The organism is Bradyrhizobium tropiciagri (assembly GCF_018130545.1).
Classification (GTDB): domain Bacteria; phylum Pseudomonadota; class Alphaproteobacteria; order Rhizobiales; family Xanthobacteraceae; genus Bradyrhizobium; species Bradyrhizobium tropiciagri_A.
This window is the reverse complement of the sequence record NZ_JAFCKF010000001.1, coordinates 1,213,895-1,230,057: the sequence shown is the minus strand read 5'-3', so window position 1 is coordinate 1,230,057 and position 16,163 is coordinate 1,213,895. Positions and strand designations below refer to the sequence as shown.

Below are 16,163 nucleotides of genomic sequence, written 5' to 3'. Positions count from 1 at the left end.
TCTCTGCTAGGCTTGTGCGTAGCACCCCATCCGCAGCCAAATGACCTACAATCTGGTTTCGGGAATGCCCGGGACCTCGGAGGATGAATGACGACCGCCGTCCAGACCAAAGAACAAGAACCCGTCGGTTTGCCCGACATGAAGGTGTCGGTCCGGCAGGTCTTCGGGATCGATAGCGATCTGGAAGTTCCCGCCTATTCGGAAGTCGACCCGCATGTGCCGGAGACCGATCCGGACTATCGCTTCGACCGCGCCACCACGCTCGCGATCCTCGCCGGCTTCGCCAAGAACCGCCGCGTGATGGTCACCGGTTATCACGGCACCGGCAAGTCGACCCACATCGAGCAGGTTGCGGCGCGCCTCAACTGGCCCTGCGTCCGCGTCAACCTCGACAGCCACATCAGCCGTATCGATCTCGTCGGCAAGGACGCCATCGTGGTCAAGGAAGGCAAGCAGGTCACCGAATTCCGTGACGGCATCCTGCCCTGGGCGTTGCAGCACAACATCGCGCTGGTGTTCGACGAATACGACGCCGGCCGCCCGGACGTGATGTTCGTGATCCAGCGCGTGCTGGAAGTCTCCGGCCGCCTGACGCTGCTCGACCAGAACAAGGTGATCAAGCCGCATCCGGCGTTCCGCCTGTTCTCGACCGCCAACACGGTCGGCCTCGGCGATACGTCGGGCCTCTATCACGGCACTCAGCAGATCAACCAGGGCCAGATGGACCGCTGGTCGATCGTCACCACGCTGAACTACCTCGCCCATGACGAGGAAGTGGAGATCGTGCTGGCGAAGGCGAAGCACTATCGCACCCAGGAGGGCCGCGACATCGTCAACAAGATGGTGCGGCTCGCGGATCTCACCCGTAACGCGTTCGCCAATGGCGATCTGTCGACGGTGATGAGCCCGCGCACGGTGATCACCTGGGCCGAGAACGCCGACATCTTCAACGACATCGGCTTCGCGTTCCGCGTCACCTTCCTCAACAAGTGTGACGAACTGGAGCGGCCGCTGGTCGCCGAGTTCTATCAGCGCTGCTTCAACGTCGAGTTGCCGGAATCCTCGGTCAACGTGGCGCTCAGCTAGTCCATGCCGAAAATCTCCGTCGAGCGCACAGTCACACAGACGAAGAAGGCGGTGCTCGGCGGATTGCTCCGCTACAACAACGAGAAGATGGGGAAGCAGAAGTACAAGCGCTTCGCCATCTCGCTGCGGCAAGGCGACGAGATCGTCGGCGGTATCGTCGGCGAGGTCTGGACCGCGGTGTTGTTCATCCAGTTGTTCTGGATGGAGCAGAAGTTTCGCAACAAGGGTTTTGGCGCGAAGCTGATCAAGGCGATCGAAGACGAGGCGCGGCGCTTCGGAGCGACGCGATCCTATCTGGATACGATGAGCTTCCAGGCGCCGGGCTTCTACCGCGCCAACGGATATAAAGAGTTCGGTTCGATTGAGGGGTATCCCGGCGGCGTCACGCGCCACTGGTTTACGAAATCACTATGACAACCTCCAATATCAAATTCCGTCCCGGGTCGAAGGAAGCGCCGACCGAGCCGTTCAAGCGCTCGGTGTCGGCGTGCCTGAAGGCGATCGCCAAGAAGCCGGAGCTCGAAGTCTCCTTCGCCGCCGAGCGGCCGGGGCTCGCGCCCGGTAAGGCGCGGCTGCCGGAGCCGGCGCGCAAGATGACCAAGCGCGATGCGGCGATCGTGCGCGGCCACGCCGATTCGATCGCGCTCAAGATCGCCTGTCACGATCCCAAGGTGCATCGCAAGCTGATGCCGGGCAATCCGCAGGCGCGCGGCGTGTTCGAGGCGGTCGAGCAGGCGCGCGTCGAGGCGCTCGGCTCGCGCCGGATGGCGGGCGTCGCCAAGAACCTCACCGCGATGCTCGACGATCATTTCCATCGCGGCAAGTATGACGAGATCACCGACCGCGCCGATGCGCCGCTGTCGGATGCGCTGGCGATGCTGGTGCGCGAGCGCCTCACCGGCATGGCGCCGCCGGCGGCTGCAAAGAAGATGGTCGACCTCTGGCGTCCGACGCTGGAGGACAAGATCGGCTCGCGGCTCGACAAGCTCAGCCGCTTCGCCGAGGACCAGGCCAGGTTCGGCGACCTCGTCCACGATCTGCTGTCGGCGCTCGATCTCGGCGACGACCGCAACATGGATTCCGACGACGACGAGGACCAGGACGAGAACCAGGACGGCGAGAACGATCAGTCCGGCGCCGAGGGTTCGCCCGATTCCGACGCCGCGCAGGAGATGAGCGCCGACCAGGCGCAGACCACCGCCGACGAGATGAGCGAAAGCGCGATGGAGAGCGCGCAGGCCTCGACGTCAGACACGTTCGACGACGGTGAGCTCGGCGACGACGAGACGCCGGGCGAGGCGACGCGGCCGAATTCGCGCGGCCAGAACGAACCGCGCGGTCCGGAATATCACGCGTTTGCGCCGAAGTTCGACGAGGTGATCGCGGCCGAAGACCTCTGCGATCACGATGAGCTGGAGCGGCTGCGCTCCTATCTCGACAAGCAGCTCGCGCATTTGCAGGGCATCGTGGCGCGGCTCGCCAACCGCCTGCAGCGCCGCCTGATGGCGCAGCAGAACCGTGCCTGGGATTTCGATCTCGAGGAAGGCATCCTCGATCCGGCGCGGCTGTCGCGCGTCGTCACCGATCCCTATCACCCGCTGTCCTTCATGCATGAGAAGGAGGCGACCTTCCGCGACACCGTGGTGACGCTGCTGCTCGACAATTCCGGCTCGATGCGCGGCCGTCCGATCACGGTTGCCGCCACCTGCGCCGACATCCTGGCGCGCACACTGGAGCGTTGCGGCGTCAAGGTCGAGATCCTGGGCTTCACCACCCGCGCCTGGAAGGGCGGGCAGTCGCGCGAAGCGTGGCTTGCCGCCGGCAAGCCGGCCAATCCCGGCCGCCTCAACGATCTCAGGCACATCATCTACAAGTCGGCGGACGCGCCATGGCGGCGCGCGCGCAAGAACCTTGGCCTGATGATGCGCGAAGGTCTGCTGAAGGAGAATATCGACGGCGAAGCGCTCGACTGGGCGCACAAGCGTTTGCTCGCGCGTCCCGAGCAGCGCCGGATCCTGATGATGATCTCCGACGGCGCGCCGGTCGACGATTCCACGCTGTCGGTCAATCCCGGCAACTATCTCGAGCGACATCTTCGCCACATCATCGAGGAGATCGAGACCCGCTCGCCGGTCGAATTGATCGCGATCGGCATCGGTCATGACGTCACGCGCTACTATCGCCGTGCCGTCACCATCGTCGATGCCGAAGAACTCGGCGGCGCGATCACCGAGAAGCTCGCCGAGTTGTTCAGCGAGACCCACGGCTCGGCCCCCGCACCGGGTACCCGGCGCCGCCTGCACTCGTGAGACATGCGCTCACCCCCTAGCCGCCGCCATATCCTGAAAGGTGTGGCGGTGGGGCTGTCGGCCGCTGTGCTGCCGCGTCTTGCGCAGGCGCAGGGCGCAACCCAGCCCGCGCTGACGCCGGGACCACCGGGCAGGCCGGGCCGTCATCGCGTCGATGAGCCCGCCGCGGTCGAGGTCAACGCGCGGCCGCTGCCGTCGTTCGATATCCGCGATCGCGCGCGGGTGCGGTTCGGCGCGCTGGAATATCGCAGTGGCCTGATCCTGACCTCGTCGTTCTCCGGTTTCGGCGGCCTCTCCGCGCTGCGGCTCGATGCCAGGGGCGAACGCTTCATCGCGGTCAGTGACCAGGGCACCTGGTTCACCGGCCGTATCGTCTATCGCGGCCGCGAGTTGGCCGGGCTCGACGATGTCGAGGCCGCGCCGCTATTGGGAGCCGACGGCAGGCCGATCACCGCGACGCGCGGCTGGTACGATTCGGAATCGCTCGCGCTCGACGGCTCGTTTGCCTATGTCGGGCTCGAGCGGGTCAATCAGGTGCTGCGCTACGATTTCGCCAATGGCTTCACCCGCGCGCGCGGCGAGGTCGTGCCGCTGCCGCCGGCGGCGAAGAAGCTCCCCATCAACAAGGGGCTGGAGGCGCTGGTCTTCGTGCCCAAGGTCATGCCCAAAGCCACGCCCGCGAGCCAGCCGCTGGCCGGCACGCTGATCGCGATGTCGGAGCGCGGGCTCGATCCGAGCGGCAACCTGATGGCCTTTTTGGTCGGCGGCAAGACGCCGGGCCAGTTCAGCGTGCGCCGCACCGAGAATTTCGACATCAGCGACGCGGTGCTGCTGCCGTCGGGCGATCTATTGATCCTGGAGCGGAAATTCTCCTGGCTTGGCGGCGTCGGCATCCGCATCCGTCGCCTCGCGCTGTCCGACATCGCGCCCGGTGCCGTGGTTGACGGCCCTGCCATCTTCAACGCCGATCTCGGTAACGAGATCGACAACATGGAAGGCATCGACGCCCATGTCACCGATGAGGGCGAGACCGTGCTGACCATGATCTCGGACGACAATTTCTCCCTGATCCAGCGCAACCTGCTGCTGCAATTCACGCTGGTAGAGTGATCTGCGCAGAGCGGGCGTCAGCGCATTGCTGATCTGCGTCCAAGCTGGTCTGCCACCCCGACCTGTTGGTGATCGCGGCCGCCGCCTCTATCTTATGCGGGCCCTTTCCCCGATCCCGGATGTCCCCGCATGAGCACCCTGTTTTCCCCGATCGAACTGCGCGGCCTCAAACTTTCCAACCGGATCATGGTCGCGCCGATGTGCCAGTATTCGGCGATCGACGGCTCGGCCAATGATTGGCATTTCACCCACATCAACACACTGGCGTTGTCGGGCGCCGCGATGTTCTGCATCGAGGCCACCCATGTCGAGGATATCGGGCGGATCACGCCTGGCTGCCTCGGCCTCTACAGCGATGCCAACGAGGCAGCGCTGAAGCCGATCCTGGCCTCAGTGCGCAAGCATTCGAAGGCGGCGGTCGCGATGCAACTCGCCCATGCCGGCCGCAAGGCATCGAGCCAGCGTCCGTGGGAGGGCGGGCAGTTGATCCCGATTGCCGAGGGCGGCTGGCAGACGGTCGGGCCATCCGCGGTCCCGCACAAGGAGGGGGAAGCGGCGCCGGTGGCGCTCGACGATGCCGGGCTGAAGCGCATCCGCGAGGCCTTTGTCGCGTCGGCGAAGCGCGCCGAGCGGCTCGGCATCGACGCGCTCGAACTGCACAGCGCGCACGGCTATCTGCTGCATCAATTCCTGTCGCCGCTCGCCAACAAGCGCACCGATCGCTATGGCGGCTCGCTCGAGAACCGGATGCGCTTCCCGCTCGAGGTGTTCGATGCCGTGCGGGCGGCATTTCCCGACCGCAAGCCGGTCGGCGTCCGGGTCTCGGCGACCGATTGGGTCGAGGGCGGCTGGGACGTCGCGCAGACCATCGAGTTCACCAAGGAGTTGAAGAAGCGCGGCGTCGACTGGATGGACGTCTCGTCCGGCGGCGTCTCGGCGCTGCAGAAGATTCCGCTCGGGCCGGGCTATCAGGTGCCGGCGGCGCAGGCGGTGCGCGAGGCGACCGGCGTCACCACGATGGCAGTCGGCCTGATCACGGAAGCGAAGCAGGCGGAGGAGATCGTCGCCACGGGGAAGGCCGACATGGTCGCGCTCGCCCGCGGCATGCTCTACGACCCGCGCTGGGGCTGGCACGCCGCCGCCGAGCTCGGCGGCGAGGTGAGCGCGCCGCCGCAATATTGGCGCTCGCAGCCCTCGACGCAGAAGGCGCTGTTCGGCAAGACCACGTTCGGGGCGCGCTAAAATTGTAGCCCGGATGGAGCTTCGCTCCATCCGGGCTACGCCCGAAAGCCATTGTCCTGCCGCAGCTCGGGCAGCTACTCTCCGTACGCGTGCGCAAGACACGCAGCAAACAAAGAGAGGAAACCCATGGAACTCGGATACTTCGCGATGCCGTCGCATCCGCCGGAGTGCGGATTGAAAGAGGGCCACGACTGGGACCTGCAGGTGCTGCGCTGGCTCGATGAGCTCGGCTATCAGGAAGCCTGGATCGGCGAGCACCACACCGCGCCCTGGGAGCCGCATCCGTCGCCCGATCTGTTGATCGCGCAGGCGCTGTTGCAGACCAAGAACATCCGCATCGGGCCCGGCGGCTTCCTGCTGCCGTATCATCATCCGGCCGAGCTCGCCAACCGCGTCGCGATGCTCGATCATCTCTCGAACGGACGATTGAACTTCGGCGTCGCCGCGTCGGGTCTGCCGAGCGACTGGGCGATGTTCAATGTCGACGGCATGTCGGGCCAGAACCGCGACATGACCCGCGAGGCGCTCGAGATCATCCTGAAGATGTGGACCGATCCGGCGCCGTGGACCCACAAGGGCAAGTTCTGGACGGTGACCAAGCCGGACACGATGTTCGATTTCCTCAAACCGCACATCAAGCCGCAGCAAGCGCCGCATCCGCCGATCGGGGTCGCGGGCCTGTCGAAGAATTCCGACACGCTGAAGCTCGCCGGCGAGCGCGGCTTCATCCCGATGAGCCTCAACCTCAATCCGGCCTATGTCGGCAGCCACTGGGACTCGGTCGAAGCAGGTGCCGCCAAGACCGGCCGCAAGCCGAGCCGAAAGGACTGGCGGATGGTGCGCGAGGTGTTCGTCGCCGACACCGACGCGGAGGCGTGGAAGCTCTCGACCGGCGACATGATGGGCCGGATGATGGGCGAATACTTCCTGCCGCTGCTCGGCCATTTTGGATTCAAGGATTATCTGAAAGCCTCGCCCGACGTGCCGGACAGCGACGTCACCGTGGAATATTGCGCGCGCAACAACTGGATCGTCGGCTCACCCGCCACCGTCACCGAAAAGATCGAGAAGATCTACCAGGAGGTCGGCGGCTTCGGCGTGCTGCTGGTGTTCGGCTTCGACTACAAGCACAAGCCGGAGGCCTGGCACAATTCGTTGCGGCTGCTGAAGCAGGAGGTGTTGCCGAAGCTGAAGCATCTCGACGCCTCGGTCGGCCGCGCGGCGTAGACTTGGGGCGAGCAATTCGAGGCAGCGGCAACGCTGCTCCGCAAGCTTCAGGTTGCGGCGGACGGTCGGCGTCACGCACAGATGGAATGCATCGCACGGTTCGTTGCGGTTGCGGCGGCCTGCAGCAACCGCGAAGCGCCACCTGGTCGCAGTCATGTGAGTGAGGCGCGACTATCGCGATGCTGCGAAAAGGCCTAGCCTGACAGCGGCGCAATTCATTGATGAGGCAGAGCAATGCGCAGCCGCGTCAGAAAATTTGCCCATGTCCTGGAGCGCTTCGGGCTTGCCCTGGCGGGAGCTGCGAGCGGTCTGTTCGTCGCCATCCATGTCGGCTCGAGCGTATCGGCGCTGACCTCGCAGGCGTTCCTGCTGATCATGATGCTCGGCGGTGCGATCGGCTTCTATCTCGGCATCGATACGCCGCCAAAGCTGTTCCATCCGAAGGATGCGGCATCGACGCGCAAGATCGACGCGGCGGAGCTGCTCAGCGCGATCGGCACCTTCCTCGCGACGATGGTTGCGTTCTTCTCGGTCGGTGTCGTCGTGCTGCGCAGCGAGCCGGATATCGGCTGGACCGCGGCCATCATGGCCGGCTGGGTGCTCGGCGTCGCCATGCAGATCGTCGCCGGCACTATCGCGCGAGCGCGTGCGTGAGGTGTCAGGGCGACGCCAGGCCTTGCTCGTTTCGCTCCGCTTTGCTCACTTGTTCGCGATCTTGGTAGGATCCTTGACCGCCTTGAACGTCTCGTGCTCGACGCTATAGAGCTCGCCGCCGATCTTCTCGACCCTGCGAATATAGATGTCGTGGACGACATCGCGCGTCTTCGGGTCGATCGACATCGGGCCGCGCGGGCTTTCCCAGGCCATGCCCTTCATGGCTTCGATCAGTGCCTCGCCATTGGTCTTGCCGCCGGTCGCCTTCAGCCCCTCGTAGATCAGATGCATGCCGTCATAGGCGCTGACGCTGATGAAGTTCGGACGGACATTGGCGTTGGCCTTGCGAAACGCTGCGACATAGTCGCGGTTCAGATCGGATGGATGCGCCGCGGAGTAGAACCCCGCCGTGATCATGCCGATCATGGCATCGCTCATTCCCGGCAGATCCTCGTCGTCGGCGATGTCGCCGGGGCCGATGAGCTTGATCCCGCTCTTGTCCAGCCCGCGCTCGACAAACTGCTTGGCGAGGATGGCGGCCTGGCTCGCCGGAACGAAAATGAACAAAGTATCCGGATTGCTGTCCCGCGCACGCTGCAGGAACGGCGCGAAGTCGGGATTGGCCAGCGGCACTTTCAGCGTTTCGGCGATCGATCCGCCTGCCGCGGTGAAGCTTGCCGAAAACACGCCGGCGGCCTCGTGTCCGGGTGCCCAGTCGGACGCGATGATGGTGGCCCGCTTCGATCCGTTTTTTGCCGCCCAATCCGCCAGCACGCTGGCCTGCTGTGCATGGGTCCAGCTGGTGCGCACGAAATAGGGCGACCGATCGGTTACGATCGACGTGCCCGACACCATGACGACGGTTGCCGTCTTGCTCTCAGTGACCAGCGGCGCCAGTGCCAGCACGCTCGGCGTCAGCCCGCCGCCGAGGATCGCGACCTTGTCGTTGACGATCAGCTCCTGCGCGATGCGCTTGGCATTGTCGGGCACGCTGGCATCGTCCCGGACGATCAACTCGATCTTGCGACCGGCCACCATGTCGCCATGCTGCGCCATGTAGAGCCGCGCCCCGGCGACCGCCTGTTTGCCGACCGGCCCGAGCACGCCGGTCAACGGCATCACCAGTCCGATCTTCACGACGTCCTGCGCCCGCGCGTGTCCCGATTGCACCACCGCGAGCGTCAGAGCGACCAAAGCGAACACCGCAAACCGCGTCCTCGACATGGCCAACCTCCCGCGTGTCCGGAAATGACGCCGAGCCGGCTTGTGACTATCGGCTTCGCCGCAGGAAAGTCCTGATCGAGAAGTGACAGAACGACGAATTTCCTGCTAAATTTGCTGGATTGGTGCCGTCTGTGGGCATGGAGTGACCTCTATGGACCCGGCGACTGATTCCGTTTTGGTATTTGATTCATTTGTATTGGACCTTGCCCGCGGCGTTGTGCGCGTGGATGGCGTCGACCTTGATCTCAGGCCGAAGTCATTCGCGGTGCTCCGCCATCTTGCTAGCAATGCGGGGCGGTTGATCTCCAAGCAGGATCTGCACGCGGCAGTCTGGGGCAATGTCGCGGTCTCGGATGATTCGCTGGTCCAATGTGTCCGCGAGCTGCGCCTGAAGCTGCGCGATGACGACCACCGCATCATCAAGACGGTGACGCGCCGGGGCTACCGGCTCGACGCCGCAACGATTCCGCCGGCACATGATCACGGAATGCACAACGCTCCGCGCGGGGCGTCGACGTCCTGGGGCACAGCAGCACGTTTGGCCGCGTTTCCCCGATGGTTGCTGGTCGCTGGCTTGTCGCTGATCGTCTTCGCGGCTGTTGCATCCGTGCCACCGATTGCTCACGGAACGTGGCATCCTCTGGCGGAATTTGCGAACTGGCTTGCACCGCAGGATCACGGCATCGTGCCAAATTAGCGGTTGTTGGTGACGATCGTCGCCATGCAGGTCGTCCGCACCCGCGTGCGACTATGCACTGCGTGTGATGCCCAATCCCGCAAGATGCGTGTCGACGAACTGCGCGAGGCGCTCGCGCAGTTGCTCCGGCGGCACCGCGACCATGCGCTCCTCGAGGCCCAGCGAGATGATGCCGTGGACCGCGGAGAACATCATCCGCGACAGCAGCGCGACGTCGCTGGGATCGCGATCGGGCAGCAGCCGCACCAGCGGCGCATGCATCAGCGCGAAGGCCTCCATCACCATCGCCAGGATATCTTCCGGAAACGGCCGGTCGTCCTCCATCCGGTGCTCGAACAGCGAGCGCAGCAGATTGGCGTGCTCGCTGGCGAAGCCGAGATAGGCGTCGGCGAGCCCGTGCAGCTGGCGCAGCGGATCGTCTGTTGGGACCGCCTTGAGCCGCGTGGTCAGAGCCTGAACGGTCTCCCGGTTCACGGTCAGGATCAGGCCGTCGAAGTCGCCGAATTCATTATAAACGCTCCCGATGGAGCAGCCGGCAGCTTCGGCGACATCCCGAACTTTCAATGATCTCAGTCCTTTAGTCGCGATGGACCGGCGCGCGATCTCGATCAGCAAGGTGCGCCGCTGAAGTTTTTTCCGGTCCCGGCGCGATTCTTCTTGAACAATGTTCATTTTCGAGCTACTAATTTGAGCGTTGCTCAAGTTGGCATAGGAGGCCACTCACATGCAGACCCTAGCACTTCAATTGACCACCACCCTTGTCGATGACGCGATCGAGCTCGTGAAGGGCTTTGGCCGCGGCATCCTCTCACTGGCGATGGCGCCGATCGAGCGGATCGCCCGTGCCTGTGACGTCGCAGGCGTCCTGGAGCAGCGGCGCGCGGATCGGCGCGCGCCGCGCCCGGTAGCTTCGAGCGGTGGCCGCTGCAAGCAGCGCCGCTGCCGCTGGTCGCCGTTCCGTGGGTTGAGTGAACTGACCTGAAGCGCCCAGGCTCCAATTGTCGCCGAAACCTCAACAAAGCACTCACCATGTCCCTCGCGAACTCGTTTCAAGGTCGACCGGCTACAACCCTGAATAAGGTCTCGTACATTTCTGCCGGGCATTGTCCCGGCGGCTCCGGTGCGGCCGATCCGCCCGGGTTCGAACCGATACGTTGCGGAAAAGACTAAAGGCTGCGGCATCTCCGTCATTTTCACCACCCTCAGCATTCTCTGCCACCCGAACTCGCAGACCTGCCAGCGCCATGCGCGCTAACCCAAGGAACCGGTCATGATCAAGGAATTGATGACGTCCCGCCGCTTCGCGCCGCTGTTCTGGTCGCAGTTCTGCTCGGCACTGAACGACAACGTGCTGAAGAACGCGCTGGTCATCATGCTGCTGTATGGCATCGCCAATGAGCAGGGGCCGGCGCTGGTTCAGCTTGCGGGCGCGGTGTTCATCTTCCCGTTCTTCGTGCTGTCGGCACTCGGCGGTGAGCTCGCCGACCGCTACGTCAAATCCATCGTCGCGCGCCGGCTGAAGTTCTTCGAGATCTTCGCAGCGGCGTTTGCCGCGGCCGGCTTCTTCACCCATTCGATCCCACTGCTGTTCATCGCGCTGGCGCTGTTCGGCGTTGTCGCCGCGCTGTTCGGCCCGGTGAAATATGCCGTCTTGCCCGACCAGCTGTCGGTGTCCGAGCTCGCGACCGGCAACGCGCTGGTCGAGGGCGCGACCTTCATGGCAATCCTGATCGGCACCATCGCGGGCGGCCTGTTCGTCGCGGGTGCCAGCCACATGGGCTGGATCTGTGCCGCCGTGGTCGGTCTGTCGGTGCTGTCGTGGGGCTTCGCATCGCGCATCCCGGTCACGCAGCCCTCGGCGCCTGATCTGCCGATCACCAAAAATCCCTGGACCTCGACGGTGCGGCTGTTGAAGTCGCTCTATGCCGAGCCGCGGCTGTGGGACGGTATGGTGATCGTGTCGTGGTTCTGGATGGTCGGCGCGATCGTGCTGTCGCTGCTGCCTGCGCTGATCAAGGAAGGCGTCGGCGGCACCGAGGGCGTGGTCACGCTGTGCCTCGCCGTGTTCGCGATCGGCATTGCCGCCGGCTCGCTGTTCGCCGCGCAGCTCAGCCATGTCCGCCCGAATATCGCGCTGGTGCCGATCGGCGCCATCGTGATGGGCGTGATTGGCCTCGACCTCGCTTGGGCGATCGCCACCACCTCGCTCGGCAAGGACGTCACCGCGGCTGCGTTCGCAGGCTCGTTTGGAGGCTTCCGCATGCTGGCCGACTTCTTCCTGTTCGCCTTCGGCGGCGGCCTGTTCGTGGTGCCGGCATTTGCCGCGGTGCAGGCCTGGACCGCGCCGTCCGAGCGTGCCCGCATCATCGCCGCCGGCAACATCCTGCAGGCCGGCTTCATGGTCGTCGGCGCGGTGTTCGTCGGCGCCCTGCAATCGATCGGCCTGCCGATCGCCTGGATCTTCTTCGGCCTTGCGATTGCGAGCTTCGGCAGCGTCTGGTTCGTGCTTAACAAGTGGGGCAAGGAAGGTGTGCGCGATTTCGGCGCGCTGCTGTTCCGCGCGATGTTCCGGCTCGAGGTGCGCGGCATGGAGAACCTGCCGCCCGCCGGCACCCGGATGCTGATCGCGCCCAACCATGTCAGCCTGGTCGACGGCCCGCTGCTGCACGCCACGCTGCCGATCGATGCGAGCTTCGCGGTCGACACCGGCATCGCCAAGGCGTGGTGGGCCAAGCCGTTCCTTAAGATGATCAAGCACTACACGATGGATCCGTCGAAGCCGCTGGCCGCGCGCGACCTGATCAAGCTGGTTGCCGCCGGCGAGCCGGTCGTGATCTTCCCCGAAGGCCGCATCACGGTCTCCGGTTCGTTGATGAAGGTCTATGACGGCACCGCGATGATCGCCGACAAGGCCGATGCGGTCGTCGTGCCGGTCCGCATCGAGGGCGCGCAGCGCTCGCATCTCAGCTATCTCAAGAACGGCGAGATCAAGCGCTCCTGGTTCCCCAAGGTGACGATCTCGATCCTGCCGCCGGTGAAGCTGCCGGTCGACCAGGCGCTGCGCGGCAAGGCGCGCCGCAATGCCGCCGGCGCCGCACTTCAGGACGTCATGATCGACGCCATGGTGCAGAACGCGATGCTCGACCAGACGCTGTTCGAAGGTCTCGGCCATGCCTATCGCGACCGCGAGACCGGCAAGCCGATCATCGAGGACGCGCTCGGCACCAAGCTGACCTATCGCAAGCTGATCCTCTGCGCGCAGGTGTTGAGCCGCAAGCTCGAGCAGGGGACTTCGGTGGGCGAGAATGTCGGCGTGCTGCTGCCGAACTCGGCCGGCGTCGCCGTCGTGTTCATGGCGCTGCAGACCATCGGCCGGGTGCCGGCGATGCTCAACTTCTCAGCAGGTCCGGTCAACGTGCTGGCCGCGATGAAGGCGGCCCAGGTCAAGACTGTGCTGACCTCGCAGGCCTTCATCGAGAAGGGCAAGCTCGACAAGCTGATCGCGGCGATCGGTCAGCAGGCGCGCGTGGTCTATCTCGAGGACGTGCGTGGCGGCATCAGCCTGTCCGACAAGATCGCGGGCTTCCGCGCCGGCATCGCGCCGCGCGTCGCCCGCAACGCCAACGATCCCGCCGTCATCCTGTTCACCTCCGGTTCGGAAGGCACGCCGAAGGGCGTCGTGCTGTCTCACCGCAACATCCTCGCCAACGCGGCGCAGGCGCTGGCGCGGGTCGATGCCAATGCCAACGACAAGGTGTTCAACGTGCTGCCGGTGTTCCACTCGTTTGGTTTGACCGGCGGCATGATGATGCCGATCCTCGGCGGCATCCCGATCTTCATGTACCCGTCGCCGCTGCACTACCGGATCGTGCCCGAGCTGATCTACCAGACCGGCGCCACCATCCTGTTCGGCACCGACACCTTCCTCACCGGCTACGCCCGCTCGGCGCATGCCTATGACTTCCGCACGCTGCGGCTTGTCATCGCCGGTGCGGAGGCGGTGAAGGAGCGCACGCGGCAGATCTACATGGAGCGCTACGGCATTCGCATTCTCGAAGGCTACGGCGTCACCGAAACCGCGCCGGTGCTGGCGATGAACACGCCGATGGCCAATCGCCAGGGCACCGTCGGCCGGATCTCGCCGCTGATGCAGTATCGCCTCGATCCGGTCCCCGGCATCGAGGAAGGCGGCCGCCTGTCGGTGAAGGGCCCGAACGTGATGATCGGCTATCTCCGTGCCGAAAATCCCGGCGTGCTGGAGCCGCTGCCCGATGGCTGGCACGACACCGGCGACATCGTCACGGTCGACGCGCAGGGCTTCATCGCGATCAAGGGCCGCGCCAAGCGCTTCGCCAAGATCGCCGGCGAGATGGTCTCGCTGTCTGCGGTGGAGACGATGGCAACCACGCTGTGGCCGCAGGCGATGTCGGTCGCGGTCACGCTGCCCGATCAGCGCAAGGGCGAACGCATCGTGCTGCTCACCACGCAGAAGGATGCCGACCGCTCCGCGATGCAGCGCCAGGCCAAGAGCGCCGGCGCTTCCGAGCTCGCAGTGCCGGCTGACATCCGCGTCGTCGACAAGGTGCCGCTGCTCGGCACCGGCAAGACCGACTATGTCGGTGCCACTGCGCTCGCCAAGGAACTCGCGGCCGCTGCACCGGCCCCTGCGCCGCAGGCGGATGAGAATACCGATGCGACCGAGGCCGAGCCGGAGGCCCGTCAGCAACACGTCGCATGAGCCTTGGCATCAGTCTTGGCATGATGGTTGTGCTTTCCGGGAGCATGTTGTCAGATAGACGGCAACTGCTCCCGAGAAAGCACGATGCTGGACAAACTGAACCCGGCTGCGGAGGACGTGCCTGAACTCGTTGCCGAGCGATGGATCGGCGCGCTCGATGCGGCGCTCGCGAGCCGCTCTCCTGACGCTGTTGCCGCGCTGTTCGCGCCCGAGAGCCATTGGCGCAACATCTTCGGCATTTCCTGGCATTTTGCGACGTTCAGCGGGCGGCAGCGCGTCGTTACCGAGCTGCTGGAACGCACTGCCGCTGTCAGCGCGCGGGGATTTCGCATCGATGACCACGCCTTGAACCCGCGGCGCGCCGTGGTGGCCGGACGCGAGGTGATCGAGGCTGTCTTCAGCTTCGACACGTCGAACGGGCCCGGCACCGGCGCGGTCCGCCTGGTGCATGACAGCGGCGGAAATTCCGTGGCGTGGACGGTCTCGGCGATGCTCGACTTCAACCGCATCTGCGATGCGCGCGCCCATCGCGCCAGCGAAGCATCCCACGCCCGCGATTTCGCCGCACCCGACTGGCTGGAGCAGCGTCAGGCCTCGCGCGCCTATGCCGACCGCGAGCCCGATGTGCTGATCGTCGGCGGCGGTCATGCCGGCATCGCGGCCGCCGTCGAGTGCAAGCGGATCGGGCTCGATGCGCTGATCGTCGATCGCGAGCGCCGCATCGGCGACAATTGGCGGCTGCGCTATCGCGGCCTCAAGCTGCACAACAAGACGCCGGTCAATCTGTTTCGCTATCTGCCGTTCCCACTGAGCTTTCCGGACTACATCCCGAAGGACCAGATCGCGAACTGGCTGGAAAGCTATGTCGACATCATGGAGCTCGACTTCTGGACCGAAACCTCGTTCGAAGGCGCGCGCTATGACGACACGACGCAGCGCTGGGCCGTGACGCTGCAACGGAGCGACGGCCCGCGCACGCTCCATCCGAAACATATCGTGCTCGCGACCAGCGTCAGCGGCACGCCGAATATCCCGACCATCCCCGGCATCGAACGCTTCGGCGGCCAAGTGCTGCATTCCAGCGCCTTCGCGGCGGGACGCGAATGGGCGGGGCGCTCGGTGGTCGTGTTCGGCACCGGCACCAGCGCGCATGACATCTGCCAGGAGCTGCACGCCGCCGGCGCCGACGTCACCATGATCCAGCGCAGCCCGACCATGGTGGTCAATGTCGAGCCGGCGCAGCTCTACGACAAGACCTATCTCGGCGACGGCCCGCCGATCGAGGTGCGCGACATCCTCAATTCCGGCGTGCCGCTGCCGGTGATGAAGATCGCGCACAAGATCATCACCGACGAGGTGAAGCGGCTCGATGCGCCGTTGCTGTCGCGGCTGGAGCGCGCCGGCTTCCGCCTCGAATTCGGCGAGGACGGCACCGGCTGGCCGTTGAAATTCCGCTCTCGCGGCGGCGGTTATTATTTCAACGTCGGCTGCTCCGAGCTGATCGCCGACGGCAGGATCCGCCTGATCCAGGCCGCCGACATCGCTGATTTTACCGCCACCGGCCTCGCGCTCAGCGACGGCACGTCGCTCGCCGCCGAGCTGTTCGTGCTCGCGACCGGCTACAAGGGCCCCGCCCATTTGGTCGGCCAACTGTTCGGCGACGACGTCGCCGAACGCGTCGGTCGCGTCTGGGGCTTTGACGAGGCGACACAGGAGCTGCGCAACATGTGGACGCGCACGCCGCAGCCCGGCCTTTGGTTCACCGGCGGCGCGTTCTCGCAGGCTCGCATCTACAGCCGCTTCATCGCTTTGCAAATCGCCGCGATCGAGGCCGGCACGCTTTCGAAGCACCTCACCTGAATTGCAAGCACCTGAC

Annotated in this window: 13 protein-coding genes; 11 read left to right on the top strand and 2 right to left on the bottom strand. The window is 65.2% G+C overall.

Going from position 1 to position 16,163, the window contains the following annotated elements; genetic code table 11:
- The first annotated feature begins 87 nt into the window (after window positions 1–87).
- The 7 genes from cobS to JQ616_RS05885 all read left to right on the top strand — a co-directional run bounded on the left by cobS (window position 88) and on the right by JQ616_RS05885 (window position 7,628).
- Window positions 88–1,086 (top strand): cobaltochelatase subunit CobS, encoded by a 999-nt coding sequence (gene cobS, locus JQ616_RS05915; protein ID WP_212012910.1) that lies wholly within the window; start codon window positions 88–90, stop codon window positions 1,084–1,086.
- A gap of 3 nt (window positions 1,087–1,089) precedes the next feature.
- Window positions 1,090–1,500 (top strand): GNAT family N-acetyltransferase, encoded by a 411-nt coding sequence (locus JQ616_RS05910; RefSeq protein ID WP_173640145.1) that lies wholly within the window; start codon window positions 1,090–1,092, stop codon window positions 1,498–1,500.
- Window positions 1,497–3,395: a cobaltochelatase subunit CobT gene (gene cobT, locus JQ616_RS05905; RefSeq protein ID WP_212012909.1), complete on the top strand. Its 1,899-nt coding sequence runs from the start codon at window positions 1,497–1,499 to the stop codon at window positions 3,393–3,395. The genes JQ616_RS05910 and cobT overlap by 4 nt, the downstream gene beginning before the upstream one ends.
- A 3-nt stretch (window positions 3,396–3,398) precedes the next feature.
- Window positions 3,399–4,505 (top strand): esterase-like activity of phytase family protein, encoded by a 1,107-nt coding sequence (locus JQ616_RS05900; protein WP_212012908.1) that lies wholly within the window; start codon window positions 3,399–3,401, stop codon window positions 4,503–4,505.
- A 129-nt stretch (window positions 4,506–4,634) separates the two neighbouring features.
- A complete protein-coding gene (locus JQ616_RS05895) occupies window positions 4,635–5,747 on the top strand; it encodes an NADH:flavin oxidoreductase/NADH oxidase (RefSeq protein WP_212012907.1) in 1,113 nt (370 codons plus the stop codon).
- A gap of 126 nt (window positions 5,748–5,873) precedes the next feature.
- Complete coding sequence (locus tag JQ616_RS05890) at window positions 5,874–6,974, top strand: LLM class flavin-dependent oxidoreductase (protein WP_212012906.1); 1,101 nt, start codon at window positions 5,874–5,876, stop codon at window positions 6,972–6,974.
- 234 nt (window positions 6,975–7,208) lie between these two features.
- Entirely contained in the window at window positions 7,209–7,628 is a 420-nt protein-coding gene (locus JQ616_RS05885) for a hypothetical protein (RefSeq protein WP_212012905.1), read from the top strand.
- A 45-nt stretch (window positions 7,629–7,673) separates the two neighbouring features.
- Here JQ616_RS05885 and JQ616_RS05880 read toward each other — a convergent pair whose 3' ends face one another.
- Window positions 7,674–8,852, bottom strand: coding sequence for an ABC transporter substrate-binding protein (locus tag JQ616_RS05880; protein WP_212012903.1), 1,179 nt, complete (start codon window positions 8,850–8,852; stop codon window positions 7,674–7,676).
- Between the two features lie 151 nt (window positions 8,853–9,003).
- Between JQ616_RS05880 and JQ616_RS05875 the strand changes: the two genes are divergently transcribed.
- Window positions 9,004–9,549: a winged helix-turn-helix domain-containing protein gene (locus tag JQ616_RS05875; protein WP_212012901.1), complete on the top strand. Its 546-nt coding sequence runs from the start codon at window positions 9,004–9,006 to the stop codon at window positions 9,547–9,549.
- A gap of 51 nt (window positions 9,550–9,600) precedes the next feature.
- On the opposite strand, the gene JQ616_RS05870 is transcribed toward JQ616_RS05875, so the two are convergent.
- Window positions 9,601–10,221 carry a TetR/AcrR family transcriptional regulator gene (locus tag JQ616_RS05870; protein WP_212013163.1) on the bottom strand — a complete coding sequence of 207 codons (621 nt, stop codon included), beginning with the start codon at window positions 10,219–10,221 and terminating at the stop codon, window positions 9,601–9,603.
- Between the two features lie 52 nt (window positions 10,222–10,273).
- Here JQ616_RS05870 and JQ616_RS05865 point away from each other — a divergent pair, with 52 nt between their 5' ends.
- The 3 genes from JQ616_RS05865 to JQ616_RS05855 all read left to right on the top strand — a co-directional run bounded on the left by JQ616_RS05865 (window position 10,274) and on the right by JQ616_RS05855 (window position 16,147).
- Window positions 10,274–10,531, top strand: a complete 258-nt coding sequence (locus tag JQ616_RS05865; protein ID WP_212012898.1) for a hypothetical protein — start codon at window positions 10,274–10,276, stop codon at window positions 10,529–10,531.
- A gap of 288 nt (window positions 10,532–10,819) precedes the next feature.
- Window positions 10,820–14,287, top strand: coding sequence for an acyl-[ACP]--phospholipid O-acyltransferase (locus tag JQ616_RS05860; RefSeq protein WP_212012897.1), 3,468 nt, complete (start codon window positions 10,820–10,822; stop codon window positions 14,285–14,287).
- A gap of 84 nt (window positions 14,288–14,371) precedes the next feature.
- Window positions 14,372–16,147 (top strand): NAD(P)-binding domain-containing protein, encoded by a 1,776-nt coding sequence (locus tag JQ616_RS05855; RefSeq protein WP_212012895.1) that lies wholly within the window; start codon window positions 14,372–14,374, stop codon window positions 16,145–16,147.
- The last annotated feature ends 16 nt before the right edge of the window (window positions 16,148–16,163 follow it).